Raw genomic sequence first — 22,705 nt, forward strand, 5'->3', positions numbered from 1 at the left:
GGTTTCCAGATGCTCAACAAAACAGATAAACGTCTAGTCGTTCAAATCATTAAAAAGTCCCCGGATTTAATGAACATTTTGAAAGCAATTGCACAACTGAACCTACCACAAGGCGTACTTGCGGCTGGAAGTATCCGAAATACCGTCTGGCAAGTGTTAAGCCATCAACCTATAGAACTGATTAATGACGTTGATGTTGTCTATTTCGACCCACAACGACCAAGGAATGATGACCAAATAATACAAGCATCTTTAATTAAAAGGATGCCTGATTACCAGTGGCAAGTAAAAAATGAAGCTTACATGCATCATTACGATTTTAAGGACGCCCCAAAATTCACGTCTATAGAGGATGCAATTTCACACTTTGTCGAAACACCAACGTGTATTGGTGCATACCTTAAGGGCGACGACATTGAAATCATTGCACCTTACGGCCTGACAGATTTAATTCAATTAAAGTGTCGGCCAATCCCGATGTTTCAAAATAACAAAACGTGCTTATCCATTTATCAAAATCGTATTCAAAGAAAGAATTGGAAGAAGCGATGGCCGAATTTGGCAATTATTAATAGTTAGCCGAAGTGCATGCGTTTAAAAACATGTGCTTTTTATTTGTACTTTATTAAAAACAAAAGCAATTTTTTAAACATAATGACTCATTATTCAATCTTTTACGATCTCTTATTTACCCAAGCCAATTAATTATCCGCAATTCAAGGATAGATAAATAATGATGCCAATTTAACGGCATCATTTCTTTTTACTATAATCATTTTGTTAACTAACCTATGCCGAGGATTTCGTTAGTTCAAAATAATGGCGACTATCTTTCGATTTATCAAAAAATCTCTTCTAATATAGGAAATGAATTAAACCAATCTTATTTTTGCTCTCCTCAAATTCATAACTAAGGATATATATATAAAGCTGACATTGATCTCATATTCTTTATTGATAATATTAATAATAATTGATAAGCGATATACGGTCATCGAAAAATAGGCATTGATTATCGATTTTCGATAATTTATAATCAAAGCACAGAAAAGAGGAGATGCGTCACATGCCAAAACTTTTGAATAGCGCATTACTTATCGTGTCATTTCTGGCACAAATATCATTTGTTATTTCTTGGATTGGTTTCTGCATTCCGGTGTATTTTATCTATCAGGCCTTAAAGGGTAACGTTGTATCTAACATTCTGGATAATAACGATTTTCAGGTGATCTCAAATCATGCCCACGTTTCGCTCACAGACATCAACCACTTTCCGGCGTACATATAACACTGCCTTAATGTCAATCGGTGTTATCTTAGCGATAATTGCTGTTCTGTACGAATTAAAAGCACTTGTTAAGATTACGGTTAACCTTAATCAAAAAAGGTACTTTACCACTGAAAATGTTAAACTGGTTTGGTTATTTATTGTATCTCAGCTTTATACCTTGGCAGCAGATCCGTTTCTTGCAGGTGCCAATCAACTGACAAGAACCTATTTAGACCGTATTAAAATTGGTGATTTCTCCGTGACATGGAGCGACATTCCCGAAGATTTAGTGGGACTTGTTATTATTAGTGCGATCTACATGCTATTTAAAATGGCTGAACAAATGAAACGGGAAAACGAGTTGACTGTCTAAAGACGCTTAAAGGATGTGAAGGATGTGATTGAATTTTGATTAAAATTACCCTAAACGTTGTCATGGCGCAACGAAACATTTCCACTGGTGAATTAGCCAAAATGGTTGGTATTACGCCAACTAACATTTCGATTTTAAAAACTGGCAAGGCAAAAGCAATTCGCTTCAGTACGCTGGAAAAAATTTGTAAAGTGCTAAAGTGTCAGCCAGGGGATATCTTAGAATACGTTGACGAAGAAAGTAACCCTACCACAAATTTGAGTGATTTTTGAATAGCACTTTTTTCAAACACAATCACTTCTTCAAAGAATTCGTCATTTGTAGCTATATACTAAAAAGGTTGAGGCAGAAGTCAAAAGCTTAGATAACTGACTCTTAATCCCAAAAAACAAAGGGCCTGTAAGTCAGTATTCCGTAAGCTGACTTTACAGGCCCTTTCAAATAATTTTTTTGGCCTTTTATCACAATCTTTTGTCTATAACCGGTTAATCAAAGAAGTCGTTATCTATTTCATACAACTTATAGTCGCTCTTTACTTGAACACCCACCTCGTATTCCAACATTAAGTCAGTAAGCTCGATACCGTCCACTAACACAATTCGAAAATTCTCCGCGTACTCACGTGCCGAACGACTAAAATCCGACGTTGTGATGAAAACACCGCTTTCGGCTCCTCTACCTTTAATCGCTCCGTAAAAGGATTGGATTTGAGGGCGTTGAACCCGATTATCCTTAGCATATCGTTTTGCTTGTACGTAAACAGTATTAGTCCCTAATGGGTCTTGGTTAATAATCCCGTCAATGCCATCATCCCCACTTGCAGGTGTCACAGTTGCACTGCCATTAGGACCTTTATAACCCATTTTGGATAGTAACCTGACAACCAGATGTTCAAAGAAGATGGGGTCGCTGTTCATAATCTGACGAAGCAGTTCCGTTTTAACCTCAATATTGTACTTATCAGACTTGTCTGCCAAAACTTCGGAAACGTCTGCCGTATCTTCTACATCATCAAGTGTATCCATTGAGATTTTACCTTTACGTTTTCGACGTTCCGCAACTTCTTTTTGGTGCTCTTGAAACATTGGTAAATTTGATACTTCAGCAAGGGTTAAATTCATCCCCCGCTCGGCAAGAAGCCTTTTACCCAGAGTTGTAATTCGATAAATTCCTTGTTGAGGACGTTCAATCGCTCCACTAATCGCCAAATCACTTAATGCCCAGCCAATCCTATTTTCAATAATTATATTTTTAGGATTTTTTGGATAGTTACGGTAGCGGACTTTATCAGGTAACTTAAAGTCATCTGCCACTTTTTTCCTCAACTCAACTCGATGCCAACTATCCCTTTCATTCACAACCGTCAGTGTCATTGCGACATTTTTATCCCAGTCTGGCATCCCGGAAATGTTTTGATTAACGACCATATTAACCACCTTAACTATTTTCTTTACTTTAATCTAAGTATATCATTGCTTTTCCAATTAATTTAACGCCAATTTCTTTATAATTCTGATCTCTTCAGCCATTTAAAAATGGTACTTTGCTTAAAATTAGTTATATTAATAATTCTAGTTTTTGCAATTCCATTTAAATTGTCTACAATGAAAGTAAGCTTTCTTAACATCGTTTATGGAAAGGATGACGCAATATGGCTCAAAAAGCTTCTGAACAATTAGTCGACGTTTTAATTGATTGGCATGTAAAACACGTTTATGGACTACCGGGGGATTCCATCGATACAACTGTCGATGCTTTACGCAAACAACAGGATCAGATCGGATTTGTCCAAGTCCGTCACGAAGAAGTTGCTTCCTTGGCAGCAGCGGCCGAGGCTAAGTTAACCGGTAAGCTTGGTGTCTGTCTTTCAATCGGTGGGCCAGGCGCAATTCATATGTTAAATGGCCTTTATGATGCCAAAATGGATCACGTGCCAGTACTGGCTTTACTTGGTCAGGTTGATACCCAGTTTTTAAACGAGGAATACTTCCAAGAAGTGAATACACCACAACTATTTGCGGACGTTGCGGTCTATAATAAACTAATTTCTGCCACTGACAATTTAGCTGAAATCGTTGATGAGGCCATTCGAACGGCTTATGAGAAACATGGAGTCGCAGTTTTAACCATTCCGGATAACCTTCCGGAACAAAGGGTCAGCGACCACTATATCAGTTCCGCTTCTTCTTTCCAATTGACATCACCACAAATAGATGACAATCGCCTTAATACAGCCGCTAAACTGATTCGCGATTCCAAGAAACCGCTTGCATTGATTGGCTTGGGGGCCAAAAAAGCCGGCAGCCAGGTTGCGGCCTTCTTAGAGCAAAACCATATTCCGTTTATTTCAACGTTGCCCGCAAAGGGGATCATTGGCGACAGTCATCCTAATTCGCTGGGAAATGTTGGTAAGTTGGGGACAAAGCCGGCTTATGAAGCCATGCAAAATACCGATCTGCTTCTAATGTTCGGCACAAATTATCCCTATACCGCGTACTTGCCCAAACCAGGGACGGCCAAAAGCATCCAAATCAATACCAGTGCGTCAGCAATCGGAAAACGTTATCCGGCTGATGTTGGATTGGTAGCCGATATCAAAGACGTTATAAAGCAACTTAATTCTTCTGAAACAACGATCCTCCATCCTGATGATGGTTTCTTAAAGGCCTGTCAGGAAAATGTTGCTAACTGGAATCGTTGGATGACCGGCAAACGTGAACTCGATTCCAAGCCAGTTGCACCCGAAGCATTATTTAACGATATTAATGAAACGGCACCGCTTAATACAATTTATTCAATTGATGTTGGAACAGCCACCTCTTGGAGCGCCCGTTTCTTAAACGTATCACCAACACAAAAATTTATCTTGTCCTCTTACTTAGGGACAATGGGATGTGCATTACCGGGAGCGATTGCAGCAAAAATAAATTATCCCGATCGACCGGTTATCTCGGTTAATGGTGATGGTGCGTTTGCAATGGTCATGCAGGATTTCATTACGGCAGTTAAATACAAGTTACCATTAATTAATATCGTACTCAATAATTCAAAGCTGGCCTTTATTGAATACGAACAACAGGCCGCCGGCCAATTAAATTATCAAATCGACTTACAGGATATGGATTACGCCAAATTTGCCGATGCGGCTGGCGGCGTTGGCATTACTGCTAAAACTTCCGAAGAATTTAAGAACGCATTGAACAGAGCCTATCGGGTCCAGAATATGCCGGTACTGATCAATGCTTATGTCAGTGATGATGCACCTTTGCCGGGCAAGATTGTCGGTCAGGAAGCTAAAGGATACATGAAATTTGGCAGCCAATATCTTAAAGAAGAAAAAAAATACCTGAACTACCACCACTAAAAGATATTTTGCGCCAATTTTTCTAAGCAAAACAAGTAGGCCACCGAATTCAAAGGAAAAAATCCCAATCACTATTTGAAGTGTCTTTTAACAAAAGCCTTTCGGCACTAATAGATATATTGCATAGTGATTTGTTGGTGCTGAAGGGCTTTTTGGTCTAAAACTCAGGATTCACCTAGAATTTATTGATAAATGATACCTGAAAAAGTTAATTTGAAATCTTCGTTTTTGACAGTTTTAAGATAGCCGTGATAATCTTTAATTAATATATGATATTTGTTTCTTTTCTAATAATGACCTAAATATTATATATAGTTGAGATATGAATGCTTTTAACTATATCCAGCTTGTCAGTGTCCAGTCATTTCATTGATACTTGAACTTAGGTCAGTAACAAATAACCATCATCACGTTAGGAGGAATTTATCATGGGCTTTATTTGGGCAATTATTGTTGGCGCCGTCATCGGTGCCTTGGCGGGCGCAATTACGAACAACGGCCAATCGATGGGTTGGATCGCTAATATTGTAGCTGGCTTAATTGGATCAGCCATCGGTCAAGCACTACTGGGGTCTTGGGGACCGAGTTTGGCCGGAATGGCACTTATTCCGTCAATTATCGGTGCCGTTATTTTAGTTCTGATTGTTTCCTTTGTTGTTAAACGATCCTAGAAAGCAGGTGAGTAACTATGGATGCATTAAAAGCTGTTTTTAAATTTATGATCGCTAGTACCCTCATTGTGAGCGGTGTCTTATTGGGTGGTACACTTTTCGCAACAAAAAAGATTGATATTTTCGGTGACAAGCTTCAGAATAAAATTTATGGTTCAAAGTCAAATTAAAAATTTGGGATTTAACAAAATGTTTATTCAGTACCCTTTATTGAAATAAAAAAGCTATCCGTTTTTTCCGGGTAGCTTTTTTATTATTTTAAGTCAAAACAATATATGATTGATCATCAAAAATATCCACGAAACCTATTTCTATAAATAAGATCAGAATCTGTTGGACTTGCTTCAATAGTTCCTCCAAAGCCCTTGACCGACTCGTATCAGTTTCATAGGATATTTGTAAAATAAAGTCGGTTAGTTCTTCGATACCAAAATGACCGCCCTACCAATATGACACATAAAATACGATGCAAATCCCAAAATATATTTTCCGATCTTTGGGTTAGTTGTAAAACTCATGCGATCAAAATGCTGATCCAAATAATTTAACCCCTCTTCAGCTTTGGGCATTTGAACTTCCCGATAATGTTTTAACCACATTCGTTGATCTTTGGATCGCCCGTTTTGATGTTCTTGGGTTGGCTGTGACGCTTTTTGATTCCCTTGCCGAAAAATATAGGATGTCTTTTTGCGTTTATCACTTTGAAATGGGACAACCCACTTTTGCCGCTTCCGTTTCATCTTCATAGATAATCTCCGGTTTTCGCAATCCTGTATGATTTTCCTATAAGGAACCAAACCAATGTCGATAAACGATAAAAACTCCGTACCATAACGAACGGCATCTCCTGACCGGCGTACGAACTCGATCAGTTCGTCACTTGGCTTATCGGTAGATAAAAATGTGTTAACTAAAATTTCGTCAATGCCGGTATTGATTTCTTGTAGGCCCTTCGCTACCTGCTTTGCGATATTTCCCGGCACGCCCATGTGTTCTTGGAAATGGTTAATGCCAAGCTTTTGCGTCTGCTTAGTCCTTTGGTCTTGAATGATATATTGATATTTCAGTGTTCGACCGCATCTGCATGTGAGTTTCCCAGAAACATTTGGATCTACCTTAAAATCATATAATTGCCATTTCTCACCATCGGATAAACTGGCATTTAAAAAATTACTCTGCATCCGATATCTTCGATGCTTAATCAAAAAAAGACGTTGCGGTTCAGTTAGTTTATTTGCCAGAAAGTTTCTCTTTTCACTGGTCAAATGGATTAGCTGATTTGTTTTCATTTTGGATCCTTTCAAAATATTTTCCACTTGAATGTATCATAGATTGATTGTGTTGTACACTACTTTTTTAACCATAGTTATATTGGTAAAAATCCGATCTTATCAGGCATTATTTCAAAAATATGTTTTTGGATTTGGCACCTTTTTAGTACTACCCTTCAAAACAGCACCGCTCCTTATAAGGGATAGATTCGAAAAACTCCAACCCAGGATTTCCAAAATCGACGTCTTATACCCCGGGTTCTAACCGTTTTGATCCGCACATTTGACTCTTATGGTCAACTTGGTATTTTCTGTGAGAATCTCATTTTAATTTTATTTATGAACACTAACCCCACCCGACCATTTTGATTACACTGAATATAATCAAGAACAATCGAGGTGGCATTTATGCAACTTACAAAGCGTCTTCAATTCAATTTATTTCAAATGCCGGAAAATTCGATTTTCTTTTGGCTTACCAGAATCATCATGACGGGACTTGGAAGTTGGATCGCCCTTGTCCTTTCTCAAACGATTTCCCAGTCAGCAACATTCTTAATTGCGGTAGTAATTTTGGTGCAATTAAGTCAACGAACCAAGAATCACGTTAACGCCCATTCACCGATATATTGGTTGTTAGTCGGGCTGACAGCCGTTGCTGGAACAACACTTGCCAATATCTTGAATATTGATTTTGGCATTAGCAGCCTTTTCTTCGTCTGCGGGTATGTTGCCAAAATCTATTCGGTTTATTATTTAAAGCACCATTTGACTGTCACTCAAAAACTATCGCACTTTTTATTGTTTGAAAGCAGATTAATCTATTGGTTGGATCTTGGTTTTGATTTTACCTTTGAATCCGCTATTGCTTCCTGGTTTAGCAATAGTCTCAATTTAACGGACCTGGGCACGTTACTTACTGCAGATTTACCAACACTTTTTACCGTTATTCGTCACCAATTCAACACAATTGGACTCAAATGATGGTTTTAACTATTAAACCACGTTTTATGCGTTAAGCTAGAAGATAATAAGTTATATTGCTAAACAATATCCTTAAGGGGGGAAAATGCTATGGCGAACACAATTCTATTAGTCGAAGATGAAGAAGGATTGAGCTCCTATCTCACAACTGAGTTACAATTCGAAAATTACACAATTATTCTAGCCACAGATGGTAAGCAGGCTTTGGACACGTATGAAAGTATGCGGGGGCAACTTAATTTAATTATTCTGGATTGGATGCTTCCCAAGCTGGACGGATTGGAAGTTTTAAGACGCATTCGGCAAAATGACGACATCCCCATTTTAATGATGACCGCTCGTGATTATGTCGGTGACAAAGTAGCCGGTCTTGATGCCGGTGCGGACGATTACATCACAAAACCATTTGAAATCGAAGAATTATTGGCTCGAATCCGGGTGATGTTGCGTCACTCTCAAAATCAAGCGACAAGTGATGATCTTTTCCGTATCGAAGACCTGACTTTAAATACAAAATCAAGACAGGTTACTCGTGGTAATTCGCTCATTCAACTCACACAACGCGAATACGAACTATTACTCACATTAATTAAGAATGCCGGTGAAACCATGACCCGAGACGAACTCCTTAATTTGGTTTGGGGCGTCGACTTTGAGGGTCAGCCTAACGTGGTCGACGTTTACATTCGCTACCTAAGAAATAAGGTCGACCGAAATTTTAAAAAGACACTGATCCATACCGTCCGTGGTGTCGGTTATGTATTGAGTGCCAATTATCAAGGTTAGAGGGGTAAAAATGAAACGTAAAACACCTCAAATGACGACCACCTCACAGGAAATTCAGCATAGTTTTCGAGTCTTGTTTATTTGGTTTGCCTTTCTAATGAGTTTGGCAGTTGTCGGTGTTGTTGGCGTCCAGCTTGTCCACCAGCGCCAAGCAGAATCCATTGAGTTATTGGGCAGTCTTAAACGATCCATTATCGATGATCGGCCTGATTGGGAACAGTGGCGAAAAAACAGCACGATCAACACACAGAATACTTACGTTAAGGTTAATGACCGTACCCGAAACATCCCGACAAAGTTTTATTCACATGGCACAAAAACATTTTTAAAAGCAAAACAAATCCATTTACCGTTTTTCCGCGCACTAACCTATGTTGACGGCTATGGTTTCATGTATTACAGATCAGGAAGTAAACTTGGAATTATGTCTCAAATCTGGTTAAGCTTAAATCCGGTTGTTAACGTCTTGTTATCAGTAATTATCGTTGTTTTCAGCCTTTTTCTACTAAGTTTATTATTCGGTTGGTACTTCATTTCATCCACCGCTAAACGACTGACGCAACCAATTAGCCAGTTGAGTCAGACTGCGCGAGACCAAAGTAAGTCCGAGCTGGAATATGAAACACTTTTACCGGTGCCAAAATCACCCATGGAAGTCAAACAGCTAACAACCAGTTTTAACGAACTGCTCACTTCCATTAATTATAAAAACCAGCAGGAAAAAACGTTTATTTCAAACGCCGCACACGAACTCCGCACACCGATTGCGGCAATCAGAGGACATATCCAGCTTGTCCAACGTCATGGCAGGGACCATCCGGAAATTGTTGATCGTTCCATTCAATTTATCAACAACGAATCTGCCAGAATGCAAACATTGGTTAATGATTTATTAGCACTTTCACGGGCTGATCGCGGAGACGTCAAATTGGATTACATTGACCTGACCAGCCTTTTAAACGAAACTGTTGAAGAACAGCGCGCGGTGTTAAAACAGACTATTAACGTAAATATTCCAACAAAAACCGTTGTTTATGCCAATGCTGACAACGTTCAACAGATTTTATCCGCCTTGTTGGATAATGCCGGTAAATATTCACCTGCTGACTCACAAATCACAGTGGCCTTGTCTCAACATGGCTCACAATATAGTCTCTCCGTTCAAAATACCGGACCAAGTATTCCCGATAACCAAAAAGATCAAATTTTCGAACGCTTCTACCGCGGTGATCAAGCTCACAATCATCAGGTATCAGGAACCGGATTAGGCTTGTCAATCGTTAAGCAACTTGCTGAATTAAATCATATCCAGATAACCGTTACAGACTTAAAACCACAGGGTAGTCGTTTCAATCTCCTTTTTAACAACCCTGAAAATCAAAATTAACGCGACTTATTAAAAAATGGCACCAAAGCAATCAAATTTTGCTTGGCGCCATTTTTTAAATGACCGTTTAGTCAATAGAAATTGTACTCTCAAACGTGATAACAGGTTTTGTGATTATCCTTGTCGTGTCGGTCGCAACACAATTTCATTAATGGCCGTGTCTGCAGGCAAATCAACGGCTGACAGGATGGCCGAAGCTACCCGCTGTGGGGACGAGGCAAATTGATCATAGTAGGCATTCATTGCTTTTTTCTGATCGGGATCGGTCACGTGATTCACCAACTCTGTCGCAATTGCTCCCGGCGAAACCACAGTGACACGAACGTTACTACCTGCCGCTGCTTCTTCCTGTCGCAATGCTTCGCTGATCATCCAAACACCGGCCTTGGTTGCACTATAGACACCTCCACCGGGATGAACGCTGTGGGCGGCGACTGATGCAACATTAATGAATTGACCTGCTTTTTGTTTTCTCATCGTTGGCAATGCTGAATTAATACCATACAAAACACCGCGTAAATTAACATCAATCATCCGGTTCCAATCATCAACCCTGCCTTTAATAAACTCGGAATGAGGCATTAGCCCAGCATTGTTCATCCATACATCGATTCGACCATATTGCTTTAATGCCAAATCAGCCAAAGATTGAACACTTTTTAAATCGGTCACGTCAACCGGTGCATATATTGATTGACTACCATCCGAGTTAATTGAATCTGTAATTTCCTGTAGTTTTTTCTCTCGACGTGCTCCCAGAACCAACCGGTGTCCCTTTTTAGCTAATAATTTAGCTGTTGCTTCACCGATTCCACTGGATGCACCAGTGATGACGATGACTTTACTTTTTGTTGTCATTATTTTTCTCCTCGTAAACTAATTTTTCTTTTTCGTAATTTAACGTATGATCCTCAAAATGATCGATTTTGAAGCTTAAATAAGCAACAGTTTTTTTGATTTCAGTCATTTTATCAATTAATTCCCGTCGCTGATCAATTAATAATGTTTTTCTAGCTTCAGAATTTTGCTGACCATCACGATATAGTTTAACAAATTCAATTAGTGCTTCAATTGACATGCCGGCTTTTCTTAACGCTTTAACGTAAAAGACCCAATTCATATCATATTCACTATAGTCCCGATAACCACTTCCATTTCGCTGGATCTCCGGTAATAATCCCAGTCGCTCCCAATACCGAAGCGTATCCTTGATTAAATCAAATTTCTGACTCACTTGATTAATCGTCGCCATTTTGATTTTTACTCCCTTCACTTCAACCTTATTACCAGTCTAAACCTTGGTCTGTACTTCAAGGCAAGCACTACTACAAAGAATCTCACAAATTAAAAATAATTTTCTAAACCATAAATCAAATCTGTGAAAATCTCATCTGGCTCTTTTTTCCCGCCTATTTCGACTAGGCAGGATTTTTTTTATTATAAAGACAATGATTTAACCGGTTATTTATCGACATCATCTCTACAAAAGGAAGGCACTTCTATGACACTTATTTCACTCGTTGTTCCCTGCTATAACGAACAGGCAAGTATCCCCATTTTTTACAAAACCGTTGAAAAAATTTTGACCCAATTTGCCAATCATTCCGGTCATTATCAGTGGGAATACTGGTTCATAAACGATGGCTCTACTGATAAAACGCTTGATGAACTGGAAATTCTAAACACAAAGGATCCCAACCGAGTTCATTACATTGACTTCACCCGTAATTTTGGCAAAGAAGCAGCCCTCCTTGCCGGTTTTACCCAAGCTGACGGCCAATACATCGGCGTTATGGACGTCGATTTGCAGGATCCACCGGAACTTCTGCCAAAGATGATCGAACTGTTAGATACCACCGATAATGATGTCATTGCCACCCAAAGGACCGGTCGGAATGGTGAGCCTAGAATTCGTTCCTGGTGTTCAGACAGATTTTACAGCCTTATTAACAAAATTTCAAAAGTAAAAATGCGCTCCGGTGTCCGTGATTATCGACTTATGCGACGTTCAGTCGTAACTGCAATCATTTCTCTTCCTGAATACAATCGATTTTCCAAGGGGATTTTTAGCTGGGTCGGTTTTAAAACAAAATACCTGACATTCCCCCACCATGATCGGGTTGCCGGAAAAACACACTGGTCATTTAGCCAATTAGTAGATTACTCATTAGATGGCATTATGGACTTTTCAGCCGTTCCACTCGCAATCGCTTCTTGGATTGGCATTATTTCATTCATACTAGCTATTTTTGGACTGATTTTTATCGTTGTTCGCGCCTTAATCTATGGGGACCCCACAATTGGCTGGCCCTCCTTGGTCACAATTATCCTAATGGTTGGCGGCATCCAACTTCTGTGTTTGGGCATTATTGGCAAATACATCAGTAAAATCTATTTGGAAACCAAGCACCGACCACTGTACCTGATTAAAAAAGAACGTTGAGGTGATTCGTATGCAAAAAAAAAATAATTATAACACGCAGATTTTGATTAGCTGGTGGGGACTTTTTGCACTTGTCGCCTTCATGGTTAAGCAACAGTCTTCCCATCTTTTTAATATTGATCAACTCGGATTAATTGATATTCATCGCTTTTTACAACCTTCACAACTGACTGCTTTTAAATGGATTACCCTTGCCGGAAGCCCGATTGTGACAACTCTTGGCGCCCTTATTCTCTCAGGGTGGCTGCTCCATCGAAAACAACCGTTTTTTTCACTGATCACATTAACAACAGTAATTGGCGGTGATCTTTTGGAATTATGTGTAAAAGAACTTATTCAAAGGCCACGGCCGGCTTTCGAGCTGGTCAGAGCAACAGGTTACAGCTTTCCAAGCGGCCATGTCTTTGGCACAACAATGTTGGCAGTTTTAATTTGGCATTTCGTTATTTCAAAAACAAATCGGAGTCAACATCAATTCTTTTTATTTAATCTATTGGGTTGGTTTAGTGGCCATTTCAAGAGTTTACCTACAGGTTCATTTTCCTTCGGACGTTTTAGGTGGGTTCATTCTAGCACAAGCTTGGTGGCAAACTGTTAACATCAGTTATTTACGACTCGAACAGCAAATTGCGTCTACCATCAATCAATTAACGGGTTCAGATCCTAAAAAAACGAGGTAAGAACTATGCTTACGAAATTTCGTCAAAGTATTGGATTAACAACGGCCATATCCGGGGTATTTGCGCTGCTCATCATAACCGGGGTCATGATTGCTTACCAAATTACGCCATTTGGTCGTCAAAACTTACTTTTTAGTGATAACGCAGCCCAATACGTCACGTTTCTGACCGCACTTCGGCATGCACTTGTCACACACCAATTTAGTCTATACTCATTCGGGCTTAGTCTTGGCAGTAATGCCGTGCCAACACTCGCATACTACCTCATGAGTCCATTTAATCTGGGACTTGTTTTCTTCTCAGCTGCTCAAGTGCCATCAGCAATCACATTGATGATTATTTTAAAAGTCGCTTGTATTTCTGCTGCAATGGCTTATTTTCTACAACGCCATTTTGAAATTGTCAGCGGATGGGCAGTTTTGTTTGGAGCTGCTTTTGGATTATGCGGCTTCGTTGCTGCCGACTATTTTGATATCATGTGGTTGGATAGTCTGATTTGTCTCCCACTCATTATTAATGGGCTGGATACAATTGTTCGGGGTGGCAAACCGACACGCTTTTTTGTCTGGCTGCTCTTCGGCGTCATTGTTAATTACTATTTAGGATATATGATCTGTATTTTTATCGTCTGTTATACCGTTTATATCATCTATGAAGACGGTCATGGTCAATTATCATTTAGCCAATTATTAAAGCAAAACAAGGATCATTTGTTAACGATCATTTTTTCAGGTTTCTTCAGTCTCATGAGTGCAATGGTCATTCTGGTGCCAACAGTTATTGGCATGATGCAGACTGCCAAACATGCCTATGTTTCCGCAAATTTTACGTTCAGATCCATGTTCAGTTTTTCCGTGCTCGCTCAACTGGGAATCGGTGGTGTAAGTTATGGCAACCATTTAATCCACGCACCTGCTATTTTCAGCTCATTAATTGTCACGCTTTTAGTGGGATGTTATTTTGTCCATCCTAATATCAGCAGATCTTCAAAGTGGCACGCTGCCATCTTTTTGCTTGGTTTGCTGTTAAGCATGAAGGTCTGTATCACAAATACGATCTGGCATCTGTTTCAGCAACCGTCCGGATTTCCGTTTCGACAAGCTTTTTTCTTTAGTTTTATGATGATAACCATCTCATACGGTGCTTGGTTGAAGAACGCCAAATTGGTTTCTCGTCACTGGAAAGTTGCTTTACCAGCAATTATTATGGGGTGCTTAATCCTTGGAACGTTTGGCCCCCACTTTTTAATGATGTCATCTGCTTCAAATCGGCTTTCCAGTACGCAATTGGGCATTTTAACGCTTAATTTAACTGTTATTGTACTTGGATCTCTCATCATTTTCACCACTGGTCGCCTTCTTCAGGCTTGCTTGATGATTGGGCTGTTTGCAGGAGAGCTTAGTGGTAATTTCCTGATAGCTATGGCTGGCTCACCTTTTGGTAATCAAATCCAATATCAACAACGTTACCAACGGGAAGCTGCCATACTCAAACCGATTACGAAAGATTCAGGACAACTTTATCGAACCAATAATCAAAGCCGACTCATTAATAACAGTTTTCAGAGATATTATAACTATAATGATGCGCTTTTATTTAATTATCGGGGGATTTCAGAATATAATTCAACGATTAACGATACTACCCGAAGAACATTAAATTCACTGGGACTTTTCAGCAAAAATGTTCGTAGAATCAGTGCTCAAGGATTAAATCCGGTTACTGAAATGCTCTTGGGCGTTAAATATAATGTTAGCCCATCCAATCGATTGACCCAAAATACCAGCTATGTCGGAATGGGATTTCCTACAAGTAAGTCCCTGACGACAATTCAGCTGCATCCAACTGATAAATTCACGAACCTCGAAAAAATATTGGTCTCAATTAATAAGGGAGAGGCCCCTTATTTCTATCCCGTCAGAAAAAACCGTGTTCAACTTGTACGAAACAAGTCCAAGCAGACTAATTACCGATATCATTTACAAATGACCGTTAACACAACCGGCCCCTTATATCTCAATGCGCGGCTTCGTGGTACAAATTACACCACTATTACGGTAAATGGCAAACACATTGCCAGTCCCAAGGTTCCTGCCAATCGATTTCGATTTTTGGATCGGCTAGGGTCATACACCAAAGGAACGAAACTTTCAGTTGCTCTTACGTCAACCAGTCCTTATCCTAAATCGTTGCAATTTGAAAGTATGAACCAGTGGAAATTCAAAAAGCTTGTTGCATCATTACAATTTCCGGGTTATGTGCCAAAGATTCAAGGAAATCAAATAAGCGGTGACATCATCGCCAACCGACATCAAAGATCGGCTTTTCTATCGATCCCATTTGATAAGGGCTGGCAAATCAAAGTGAATGGTCAACCAACCGCACCCGGGAAAGTGCTTAATGGATTGATGGCTGTTCCGATAAAGAGTGGACTTAATTATATTGTTTTAACCTACCACACACCGGGATTAATCATCGGATCAATATTTTCTATATTGGGGCTGGTATCATTTATTTGCCTTAGTATGGTATTAAAATTGAAAGAACCCTTGAAACACCGTAAAAGATCTTGAGGATTTCATTAAAAATAGTCACTAATATCTAAAAAAATCGGTATACTAGACAGCTTCAAATTGTCCAGCATACCGATTAGTGTTTAAACGTTATTTTTAAACCTCAAAACCCGGGGAATGCAAGGTCCTCCAACTAATAAACAGGGCGATTTTTGCCTTGCGTTGCGGGATCGGCCGAGCCCAAGCTATCATTGACACCCAATGATGGATCAGTGATCATTTTCAACACTAAATCAGCGACACTTTTACGGGAACCTGATACCCCGACAAATTGATCATTCTTATGCGTGATTTGGTACGAAACTTCATCACGGTCATTCAGCCAAGGTAAACGCAATGTCGTATAGGCCAAACCCGATTGGCTTAACAACGTATCTGATTGAGTTGCGGCCGCCAAGCCGCTTTTGACCATTGACCGATTCCAACGACCAAATTCTCCCGGTACTTCATCATAAATACCTAAAATATTGGTTGAAATAATTCGGCTGACGTTATGTGCTTTCATTGCCGAAATGATATTTCTGGTCATTTTATTATCAGGATCATGATCAACGACTGCCGTAAAAATCATATCCTGACCCGCAACTGCTTGGCTAACCGATTCTTGATTCTCCATGTCCACATCAAGAAGGCGGACTCGGGGGTTATTTGCCAAATCAGCTAATCGTTTTGGTTGACGCAAACCCAACGTCAACGAGACATCCTTGAATTTATCTTCGGAAAGAAGTCTTTTTTCAACAATTCTGGCAATTTGACCATTAGCAGCTAATATAAGTAAATTCATTAATAATTTCCTTCCTTACTATCAAATTGTTCCGTAGTACTTAACTAAAAACAACTATTTAATCCGGTGACCCACGATTTTCATTTGTGCTTCCGGATCCCGATGATCAAAGAACTGGCTTTCTTGTTTATCCAGTTTCTGAATCATCGTCATTTCTTCATCTGTGAGTTCAAAATCAAAAATGCTGATATTTTCAACCATTCGATTTTTATGAACCGACTTGGGGATTGTGACAATTCCACGTTGCAGTAACCATCTCAGAATAACCTGACCAATTGACTTATTGTACCTATGGCCGATTTGAGCCAAAACCGATGGCTCGAATCTTACCCTCTCGATACAGATCTTCCATCGCCCGCCAGGATCCATGAACATCGCCCCACGGTTGATGAATGAGGTAAAGATCAATGTAATCAAGTTGCAGTCTTTTTAATGATGCTTGAAAGGCTTTCTTGGTCGCATCATAACCTGTATCAGTCAGCCAAAGTTTAGTTGTAATAAACAGTTCTTTTCGATCAATGCCACTTTGCTTAATGGCCCGGCCAACCGCTTCCTCGTTACCGTATGCCTGTGCTGTGTCAATTAATCGATACCCTGATTTTATTGCATCAAGAACTGCCCGTTGTGCAACAGCCAAATCTGTTACCTGAAAGACCCCGAAACCAAGTATAGGCATCTCAACGCCATTGTTTAGTTTAACCATTTTCATCATGAACTGATTGCCTCCTCATATTTTTTAACAAGATCAGTGTAAACCTTGGTGTGGACTCCAAGGCAAGCCATATTATTTTTTAAATGACATTTTTTATAAGATACGCCCCATCAATTGTTTAACTGCCAGGTTAAAAATCAAAACTTTAAGGGTATAAAAAAACGGGCCACTTTTCCTTCGAAGAAAACAGCCCGGCACAATGCTCAATTATTTATTAAACAAACCTATCTGTTTAGTTATCATTACTTCTATCTGGCAAAAACGGCATCAATAAATTTACCAACCCCTCAATACTTCGAGTTTGAATCAAAACGGTTCCAATACCCTTAAAGTGGTTAACCAATCCTTCACCGGTCTTAAAACCAAATGTGCCGCTGCCGACTTCAATGTTATAGTCCAAGCTTTGACTCCAAGCAACAACATTACTGTTGTCAACAACGTATTCATCATTTCCCTGCAACTCGACGGACATAATATCAGCATATCCCGAAACCAGAAAAGTACCACTACCCTGCGTCTCCATGACAAACAACCCGCCGGTTCCGCCAAAGACAGCGCTTCCCAGCTTTTGTCGAATCATTTTATAATTGGTCCCTTCATCGGAAGCCAAGTATGCGCTGGTATTGAGACGCCACTGATGAGACTCATCCGTACGCAATTCCCGAATGGCCCCAGGATTGGCAGGCGCAATCAGCAGTTCCCCGTCGTCTGTGTTGCCTGTGGCAGTTGTAATGAAGAATCCCTCACCACTGGTTACAGAACGACCCAGCGCGCTTAATACACCCCCGAAGCCTTTTTTACCATTGCTGTTCATGTGCCCTTCCAAAGTCACTTGACCATTATGGGCAATCATTGATCCGCGTTCAATTTGAATCTGCTCGCCCTTGCGCAGTTTGAGCGTGACTGTGGGAAATGCAGTATCTTTTGAAATTGTAAAATCCATGATTCTTCATCCCCTAACCAAATTTGACTCCAGTATAACAGAGGATTAGTCGAAATTAATGCTTAATTGACTGAAAAGATCAGCTGTACAACAAAAGCCAATATCAACCTGAATGATATCAAAATCGACTAGATAATGGCTATCCACCAATCAATTATCGTATAATTAAACAAAATCAGAAAGTGATGGAAATATCTATGCAAATCATACCACTCGAATGCCATCGTCAATCGGCCATTCAATTATTTCAAAATCTATGGGGAACAACCAACATGGTTGTTTCGACGGGACAATATGATATTAAAGATTTAAAAGGCTTTATTGCAATGGAAAATGACCAAATCATCGGTTTATTAAGCTATGAATTAAAGGCGGATTATCTTGAAATTATTTCTATTGATAGTCTAAGGACGGGAATCGGTATCGGTTCTCAACTATTAAATATGGTTGAAGAGCTGGCATACGAAAAACGGTTGAACAAACTTGGGGTTATCACGACAAACGATAATCTGAATGCGCTTGGCTTTTATCAAAAAAGAGGGTTTCGGCTAACGGAAGTGATCCCAGACGCAGTTAGACTGGCCCGAAAAATCAAGCCGGAGATTCCGCTAAAAGCAGATAACGGCATCCCAATTTTTGATGAATTAAAACTGGTGAAACAGCTTATGGACTGACAACGACGACTAATTTCATTTTGCCAACCAAACCCACATTCCAAGCATTTTTGATAATCCGCCTGCACATTTTTGCCTGTTTAAATGCTGGTGCCAAGATTTCTGATTGTTGAACTCAACCGATTTATTTTTGAAAGTTAGTTATCTTTTAATAATTTTCATGAACCGTTAATCCTATTAATGGTTGGATGTGGTAAGATAATTTCTGTTATGAAAAAGGAAAATTTAATTTTAACTATTTCAACAATTGCTTTGGGGCTTTTTGTTGGTATGAGTTCACTTTTTTTGAGTTTGCTTTTAACTTTTATTGAGGAAGAATTTCTTCATTTTAAAGAAACGCCACTTCGACCAATTGTCACGGGAAGCCCAAACGATGCCAGACTGTTCTCGGTTTTTATCGGTGGTATCATTGCGGCAGTCATTTGGTGGATATTAAGGACAAAAGTAAAGCCACCTGTGACAATTGGAAAAGGGTTGGCTGGTGAAAACATGCCTGCTGTTCAAACCATTCTTCACGTTATAACCCAGATCTTTTACGTAGGAACTGGTGGCTCTATTGGTCGAGAACTGGCACCCCGAGAAGCCGGTGCCATGATTGCCCAAAAGTGGAATAACCTACTTAACAGGGTGCATTGGGGCCATTTATCTAAAGACGACGTTGTTTTGTTAATTGCTTCAGCTGCAGGTGCTGGTTTTGCCGGCGTTTATAACGCTCCTATAACGGGGATGTTCTTTTGTGTTGAAGTTCTATTTAAGAAAATATCAATGCGATCCGTTTGCGTTAGCCTACCAATGTCAGTGATTGCCGTGCTTGTTAGTTCCAGTGTCCGAGGAACAGAACCTTACTATTTAGTCGGCAAGGCCAAATTCGAGCCTAAATTCTTATTGATTGCTATTTTTATTTCCCTTCTTTGCGGCATTGTTGGCGCGCTTTTCCGAAAATCTTTTACATGGGCTGAAAGTGTAAAACCGGACAATTACCATATTTTATGGCAACTACCACTACTTTCTTTAGTTACAGGTTTAATTTCAATTAATTTCCCCCAGATAATGGGAAATGGTCGGGCCCTTGCCCAATTTTCGATCAGCACTACGGGTAAAAATTTACTGCTTGTATTGTTACTGGGAGCCATTGCAAAGTACGCCGTAACCGTCTTTACAATTCGGGCTGGTGCTTTTGGAGGGACTTTAACGCCTTCTGTTGCAATTGGAGCCGCTATTGGTGCATTCATAGGTATCATCATCTTTCCATACATTGGCATGCCAATTTGGCAGTGTGCATTGCTTGGCGGCTGTAGCCTATTAGCCGCTTCCCAGCAGGCTCCTTTGATGGCATTATTCATGGTTTTTGAAGTCTGCCATCTGAATTCTATAGCACTAATCCCACTGGGAATGGGAGTCGCAATCTCAGTTGCAATCTCAAGAGTTGTTTTAAGAAAAGTTATGTAAGTTAATGTATTTACACGTAAACCATCAAAATACCGCCATTGTTTTCGACGTTGATTAGTCAAAAACAATGACGGTCTTTTATTCACTAACAAAATAAATCTGATCATGTTTCATCAGCCTTTTATTACCGGATTCATCTTCTGTCCAAGTGTTGGTTCGGTTTGCTTTTTTACAGACTCATTTGAATCTTTATTTCCTTTTAACAATCTCAAACCATTCAAAATTACCAATAATGTACTTCCCTCGTGCATGAAGACGCCTAAGCCAATCGTCATCAGACCAAAGAAATTAAGTCCAACCAATACCATTACGACAACCAATGCGAAAATAATATTTTGCCAGACAACTTTTTTTAACCGTTTGGATACTTCATACGACGTCACAAATTTTGATAAATCATTTTTCATTAATACAACATCCGCGACATCGACTGCGACATCGGTACCATCTCCCATAGCGGTCCCAATATCTGCAGTCACCAATGCCGGTGCATCATTCACACCGTCACCGACCATTCCGGTTACTTTACCTTGACCCTTTTGTTGTTTAATCACGTCAACTTTTTGCTCAGGTAGAACATTGGTAATCACTTCATCAATTCCCAAAAATTGACCAATGGCTTCACCAGTCTGCTTTGAATCGCCCGTAATCATCATGGTGTGAATCCGTTGATCTTTCAAAAACTGAATTGTCTGCTTTGATTTTTCATTTGGTGTATCCATCAATGCAATCAAGCCAATTACCTTATCGTTTTCGGCGAGATAGACAACTGTCTTGCCTTCACCGGCAAACTGACGCATCTTCTTATCGATTAATGACGATACTTCCGAAAATAAGCTTGGCTTTTTAATGGCATACACCTTACTGCCATAAACAGCTTGAACCCCTTTACCAATTTCATTTGACACATCAACCTGAAGCCTTTCGGTTGGTACAAAATGACTTGCAATTGCAGAAGCCAGTGGATGATTGATTTGAGATTCAATGGCAAAAATAATGTTTGTTAACTTGTCTTTGTCTTTAGAATCAACTAAATAAAAGTCCGTGACTTCCGGTTCTCCTTTGGTGAGCGTTCCCGTTTTGTCAAAAGCAACCGTCTCTAATTCTGCTAAATTGGACAAATACGAACCACCCTTGAATAGAACACCCTTTTTAGCTAATTGCGATAGGGCAGAAAGTGTTGCCGGTACCGCTGCAGCTGCAAAAGCACATGGTGAAGCTGAAATCAGAAAAACAATACTTCTATATAAACTAACGCTTAACCCCCAGTTAAAGCCCCAATAACCAGCCGCCAAAACAAGTGGGAATAAAATTAAGACGGCCGTGACATATTTAGGTTCCAACAGTTTAATCCTGGTTGCAGTCTTACTTAAATGACTTTGAGACTGTTCGACCAATTTTAAAATTTTAGCAAGGACCGTTTCATCATTACTTTTCGTTGCTGTCATCATAAACGTGGCATTTCCGTTGACCGTACCCGCAAAAACATTATCACCAGGTCCTTTTTCTCTGGGAATACTCTCACCATTGATAGCTGATTCGTTAATGGCAGGTTGACCACTAATGATTTGACCGTCTATTGGTACCTGGTCACCATTTTGTACCTGAATTCGATCGCCAATTTTGACATCGTTAACCGAAATTTCCGAAGCCTTTCCGTCATCATCGATTCTCTTGGCCTTAACCGGTGTCATTTCCAATAAAGCTTTAATTTCCCGCCGGCTTTTGCCTTCAGCAAATTCTTCCAAGAAATGTGCACCGGCAAATATCAGAACCAGTAACGCTGCTTCTTCGTAACTCCCAATGAGAATGGCACCAACAGCACCTATTGACATTAATAAATGAATGTTAGGCATGAATCTGCCAGTTCTTTTGCTTTCCAAAATGGTCTTTTCAAAGCCTTCAAAAATAACGTGATATCCCGAAGAAACTGTCGCAATTAAAAATAAACTGGTGACAATAGCTGAGTTAAAACCAGAAAACATTAATACCAGACCAAGTAGATACAGGATCACCCCAAAAAAATATAATTTGGTTGTCATTTTCAATTTTTTCACGAGACTTACCTCCCTGTCTAATAATTGTCAATTTTAATCTAACGTACATTTGAATTTACGTTCATATGAGTAACTCCTCATATGAATATCTTATCATTTATTTTCAAAAATCTCAAGCATTCCTTCCTGCTTGACACAATGCGACTAAATTCGTACATTATAATTATTATAGATTTCCACGGAGGTAATCATTTGACTGAACAGGATCACAAACAAGCCTATGAACAAATGAAAGAAAATGGCATTCCGCTTTCCGAACATATTGATACGGTAACGACTGTTTT

General features: G+C 39.6%; 21 protein-coding genes and 3 pseudogenes. 16 read left to right on the forward strand and 8 right to left on the reverse strand.

Translation table 11 applies throughout. The annotated features are described in order from the left end of the window. Positions 1-9 precede the first annotated feature (9 nt). The 4 genes from HMPREF0519_RS05870 to HMPREF0519_RS05880 all read left to right on the forward strand — a co-directional run bounded on the left by HMPREF0519_RS05870 (position 10) and on the right by HMPREF0519_RS05880 (position 1,915). Positions 10-579, forward strand: a complete 570-nt coding sequence (locus HMPREF0519_RS05870) for a nucleotidyltransferase family protein (RefSeq protein ID WP_040472727.1) — start codon at positions 10-12, stop codon at positions 577-579. A gap of 487 nt (positions 580-1,066) precedes the next feature. Further along, positions 1,067-1,288, forward strand: coding sequence for a hypothetical protein (locus HMPREF0519_RS14340; RefSeq protein ID WP_004561537.1), 222 nt, complete (start codon positions 1,067-1,069; stop codon positions 1,286-1,288). Next, positions 1,239-1,643 (forward strand): DUF2975 domain-containing protein, encoded by a 405-nt coding sequence (locus HMPREF0519_RS05875; protein ID WP_233419321.1) that lies wholly within the window; start codon positions 1,239-1,241, stop codon positions 1,641-1,643. The genes HMPREF0519_RS14340 and HMPREF0519_RS05875 overlap by 50 nt, the downstream gene beginning before the upstream one ends. A gap of 62 nt (positions 1,644-1,705) precedes the next feature. Further along, a complete protein-coding gene (locus HMPREF0519_RS05880) occupies positions 1,706-1,915 on the forward strand; it encodes a helix-turn-helix domain-containing protein (protein ID WP_003554083.1) in 210 nt (69 codons plus the stop codon). 213 nt (positions 1,916-2,128) lie between these two features. On the opposite strand, the gene HMPREF0519_RS05885 is transcribed toward HMPREF0519_RS05880, so the two are convergent. After that, positions 2,129-3,070, reverse strand: a complete 942-nt coding sequence (locus HMPREF0519_RS05885; RefSeq protein ID WP_004561539.1) for a restriction endonuclease — start codon at positions 3,068-3,070, stop codon at positions 2,129-2,131. Between the two features lie 224 nt (positions 3,071-3,294). Here HMPREF0519_RS05885 and HMPREF0519_RS05890 point away from each other — a divergent pair. The 3 genes and pseudogenes from HMPREF0519_RS05890 to HMPREF0519_RS13865 all read left to right on the forward strand — a co-directional run bounded on the left by HMPREF0519_RS05890 (position 3,295) and on the right by HMPREF0519_RS13865 (position 5,848). Continuing rightward, a pseudogene (locus tag HMPREF0519_RS05890) lies at positions 3,295-5,033 on the forward strand (pyruvate oxidase). A 402-nt stretch (positions 5,034-5,435) separates the two neighbouring features. Then, complete coding sequence (locus HMPREF0519_RS05895) at positions 5,436-5,678, forward strand: GlsB/YeaQ/YmgE family stress response membrane protein (protein ID WP_003560515.1); 243 nt, start codon at positions 5,436-5,438, stop codon at positions 5,676-5,678. 17 nt (positions 5,679-5,695) lie between these two features. Beyond that, entirely contained in the window at positions 5,696-5,848 is a 153-nt protein-coding gene (locus HMPREF0519_RS13865; RefSeq protein ID WP_003554091.1) for a hypothetical protein, read from the forward strand. 243 nt (positions 5,849-6,091) lie between these two features. Here HMPREF0519_RS13865 and HMPREF0519_RS05900 read toward each other — a convergent pair whose 3' ends face one another. Next, entirely contained in the window at positions 6,092-6,967 is an 876-nt protein-coding gene (locus HMPREF0519_RS05900; protein WP_225428932.1) for a hypothetical protein, read from the reverse strand. A gap of 390 nt (positions 6,968-7,357) precedes the next feature. Here HMPREF0519_RS05900 and HMPREF0519_RS05905 point away from each other — a divergent pair, with 390 nt between their 5' ends. From HMPREF0519_RS05905 to HMPREF0519_RS05915, 3 genes are all read left to right on the forward strand, one after another. Continuing rightward, positions 7,358-7,933, forward strand: a complete 576-nt coding sequence (locus HMPREF0519_RS05905; RefSeq protein WP_003560520.1) for a hypothetical protein — start codon at positions 7,358-7,360, stop codon at positions 7,931-7,933. A gap of 90 nt (positions 7,934-8,023) precedes the next feature. Next, positions 8,024-8,719 carry a response regulator transcription factor gene (locus HMPREF0519_RS05910; protein ID WP_003560522.1) on the forward strand — a complete coding sequence of 232 codons (696 nt, stop codon included), beginning with the start codon at positions 8,024-8,026 and terminating at the stop codon, positions 8,717-8,719. Further along, a complete protein-coding gene (locus HMPREF0519_RS05915) occupies positions 8,700-10,106 on the forward strand; it encodes a sensor histidine kinase (RefSeq protein WP_004561543.1) in 1,407 nt (468 codons plus the stop codon). The genes HMPREF0519_RS05910 and HMPREF0519_RS05915 overlap by 20 nt, the downstream gene beginning before the upstream one ends. A gap of 114 nt (positions 10,107-10,220) precedes the next feature. On the opposite strand, the gene HMPREF0519_RS05920 is transcribed toward HMPREF0519_RS05915, so the two are convergent. Both HMPREF0519_RS05920 and HMPREF0519_RS05925 read right to left on the reverse strand, forming a co-directional pair. Then, positions 10,221-10,964 (reverse strand): SDR family oxidoreductase, encoded by a 744-nt coding sequence (locus HMPREF0519_RS05920; protein WP_004561544.1) that lies wholly within the window; start codon positions 10,962-10,964, stop codon positions 10,221-10,223. Beyond that, positions 10,948-11,358, reverse strand: coding sequence for a MerR family transcriptional regulator (locus tag HMPREF0519_RS05925; RefSeq protein WP_040472728.1), 411 nt, complete (start codon positions 11,356-11,358; stop codon positions 10,948-10,950). The genes HMPREF0519_RS05920 and HMPREF0519_RS05925 overlap by 17 nt, the downstream gene beginning before the upstream one ends. A 249-nt stretch (positions 11,359-11,607) precedes the next feature. Here HMPREF0519_RS05925 and HMPREF0519_RS05930 point away from each other — a divergent pair, with 249 nt between their 5' ends. The 4 genes and pseudogenes from HMPREF0519_RS05930 to HMPREF0519_RS05940 all read left to right on the forward strand — a co-directional run bounded on the left by HMPREF0519_RS05930 (position 11,608) and on the right by HMPREF0519_RS05940 (position 15,802). Further along, entirely contained in the window at positions 11,608-12,549 is a 942-nt protein-coding gene (locus HMPREF0519_RS05930; RefSeq protein ID WP_004561546.1) for a glycosyltransferase family 2 protein, read from the forward strand. A gap of 10 nt (positions 12,550-12,559) precedes the next feature. Next, positions 12,560-13,147: a phosphatase PAP2 family protein gene (locus tag HMPREF0519_RS14775; protein ID WP_004561547.1), complete on the forward strand. Its 588-nt coding sequence runs from the start codon at positions 12,560-12,562 to the stop codon at positions 13,145-13,147. Beyond that, positions 13,080-13,229 (forward strand): annotated as a pseudogene (locus tag HMPREF0519_RS14345) (PAP2 family protein); the annotation flags it as partial. The gene HMPREF0519_RS14775 and the pseudogene HMPREF0519_RS14345, both read left to right, overlap by 68 nt. Before the next feature lie 5 nt (positions 13,230-13,234). Further along, positions 13,235-15,802 carry a YfhO family protein gene (locus tag HMPREF0519_RS05940; protein ID WP_004561548.1) on the forward strand — a complete coding sequence of 856 codons (2,568 nt, stop codon included), beginning with the start codon at positions 13,235-13,237 and terminating at the stop codon, positions 15,800-15,802. Between the two features lie 133 nt (positions 15,803-15,935). Here HMPREF0519_RS05940 and HMPREF0519_RS05945 read toward each other — a convergent pair whose 3' ends face one another. From HMPREF0519_RS05945 to HMPREF0519_RS05955, 3 genes and pseudogenes are all read right to left on the reverse strand, one after another. After that, complete coding sequence (locus HMPREF0519_RS05945) at positions 15,936-16,586, reverse strand: NAD(P)H-binding protein (protein ID WP_004561549.1); 651 nt, start codon at positions 16,584-16,586, stop codon at positions 15,936-15,938. A 54-nt stretch (positions 16,587-16,640) separates the two neighbouring features. Beyond that, a pseudogene (locus HMPREF0519_RS05950) lies at positions 16,641-17,295 on the reverse strand (aldo/keto reductase). Positions 17,296-17,530: 235 nt separating this feature from the next. Next, a complete protein-coding gene (locus HMPREF0519_RS05955; protein ID WP_004561552.1) occupies positions 17,531-18,241 on the reverse strand; it encodes a TIGR00266 family protein in 711 nt (236 codons plus the stop codon). Between the two features lie 197 nt (positions 18,242-18,438). On the opposite strand from HMPREF0519_RS05955, the gene HMPREF0519_RS05960 reads away from it, so the two are divergent. Both HMPREF0519_RS05960 and HMPREF0519_RS05965 read left to right on the forward strand, forming a co-directional pair. After that, positions 18,439-18,915 carry a GNAT family N-acetyltransferase gene (locus tag HMPREF0519_RS05960; RefSeq protein WP_225428934.1) on the forward strand — a complete coding sequence of 159 codons (477 nt, stop codon included), beginning with the start codon at positions 18,439-18,441 and terminating at the stop codon, positions 18,913-18,915. Between the two features lie 180 nt (positions 18,916-19,095). Further along, positions 19,096-20,364 carry a chloride channel protein gene (locus HMPREF0519_RS05965; RefSeq protein WP_004561554.1) on the forward strand — a complete coding sequence of 423 codons (1,269 nt, stop codon included), beginning with the start codon at positions 19,096-19,098 and terminating at the stop codon, positions 20,362-20,364. A 113-nt stretch (positions 20,365-20,477) separates the two neighbouring features. On the opposite strand, the gene HMPREF0519_RS05970 is transcribed toward HMPREF0519_RS05965, so the two are convergent. Further along, a complete protein-coding gene (locus HMPREF0519_RS05970) occupies positions 20,478-22,421 on the reverse strand; it encodes a heavy metal translocating P-type ATPase (protein ID WP_004561556.1) in 1,944 nt (647 codons plus the stop codon). Positions 22,422-22,705 lie beyond the last annotated feature (284 nt).

Source organism: Lentilactobacillus hilgardii DSM 20176 = ATCC 8290 (assembly GCF_000159315.1).
Lineage (GTDB): Bacteria > Bacillota > Bacilli > Lactobacillales > Lactobacillaceae > Lentilactobacillus > Lentilactobacillus hilgardii.

Bases quoted from the DNA above. Each gene is read 5' to 3' on its own strand.
- HMPREF0519_RS05905 (WP_003560520.1), top strand. From the start codon at position 7,358: ATGCAACTTACAAAGCGTCTTCAATTCAATTTATTTCAAATGCCGGAA.
- HMPREF0519_RS05875 (WP_233419321.1), top strand. From the start codon at position 1,239: ATGCCCACGTTTCGCTCACAGACATCAACCACTTTCCGGCGTACATAT.
- HMPREF0519_RS05895 (WP_003560515.1), top strand. From the start codon at position 5,436: ATGGGCTTTATTTGGGCAATTATTGTTGGCGCCGTCATCGGTGCCTTG.
- HMPREF0519_RS05930 (WP_004561546.1), top strand. From the start codon at position 11,608: ATGACACTTATTTCACTCGTTGTTCCCTGCTATAACGAACAGGCAAGT.
- HMPREF0519_RS05900 (WP_225428932.1), bottom strand. From the start codon at position 6,967: ATGAAAACAAATCAGCTAATCCATTTGACCAGTGAAAAGAGAAACTTT.
- HMPREF0519_RS05880 (WP_003554083.1), top strand. From the start codon at position 1,706: ATGGCGCAACGAAACATTTCCACTGGTGAATTAGCCAAAATGGTTGGT.
- HMPREF0519_RS05945 (WP_004561549.1), bottom strand. From the start codon at position 16,586: ATGAATTTACTTATATTAGCTGCTAATGGTCAAATTGCCAGAATTGTT.
- HMPREF0519_RS14340 (WP_004561537.1), top strand. From the start codon at position 1,067: ATGCCAAAACTTTTGAATAGCGCATTACTTATCGTGTCATTTCTGGCA.
- HMPREF0519_RS05910 (WP_003560522.1), top strand. From the start codon at position 8,024: ATGGCGAACACAATTCTATTAGTCGAAGATGAAGAAGGATTGAGCTCC.
- HMPREF0519_RS05965 (WP_004561554.1), top strand. From the start codon at position 19,096: ATGGTTGGATGTGGTAAGATAATTTCTGTTATGAAAAAGGAAAATTTA.
- HMPREF0519_RS14775 (WP_004561547.1), top strand. From the start codon at position 12,560: ATGCAAAAAAAAAATAATTATAACACGCAGATTTTGATTAGCTGGTGG.
- HMPREF0519_RS05885 (WP_004561539.1), bottom strand. From the start codon at position 3,070: ATGGTCGTTAATCAAAACATTTCCGGGATGCCAGACTGGGATAAAAAT.
- HMPREF0519_RS05960 (WP_225428934.1), top strand. From the start codon at position 18,439: ATGCAAATCATACCACTCGAATGCCATCGTCAATCGGCCATTCAATTA.
- HMPREF0519_RS05920 (WP_004561544.1), bottom strand. From the start codon at position 10,964: ATGACAACAAAAAGTAAAGTCATCGTCATCACTGGTGCATCCAGTGGA.
- HMPREF0519_RS05955 (WP_004561552.1), bottom strand. From the start codon at position 18,241: ATGGATTTTACAATTTCAAAAGATACTGCATTTCCCACAGTCACGCTC.
- HMPREF0519_RS05940 (WP_004561548.1), top strand. From the start codon at position 13,235: ATGCTTACGAAATTTCGTCAAAGTATTGGATTAACAACGGCCATATCC.
- HMPREF0519_RS13865 (WP_003554091.1), top strand. From the start codon at position 5,696: ATGGATGCATTAAAAGCTGTTTTTAAATTTATGATCGCTAGTACCCTC.
- HMPREF0519_RS05925 (WP_040472728.1), bottom strand. From the start codon at position 11,358: ATGGCGACGATTAATCAAGTGAGTCAGAAATTTGATTTAATCAAGGAT.
- HMPREF0519_RS05870 (WP_040472727.1), top strand. From the start codon at position 10: ATGCTCAACAAAACAGATAAACGTCTAGTCGTTCAAATCATTAAAAAG.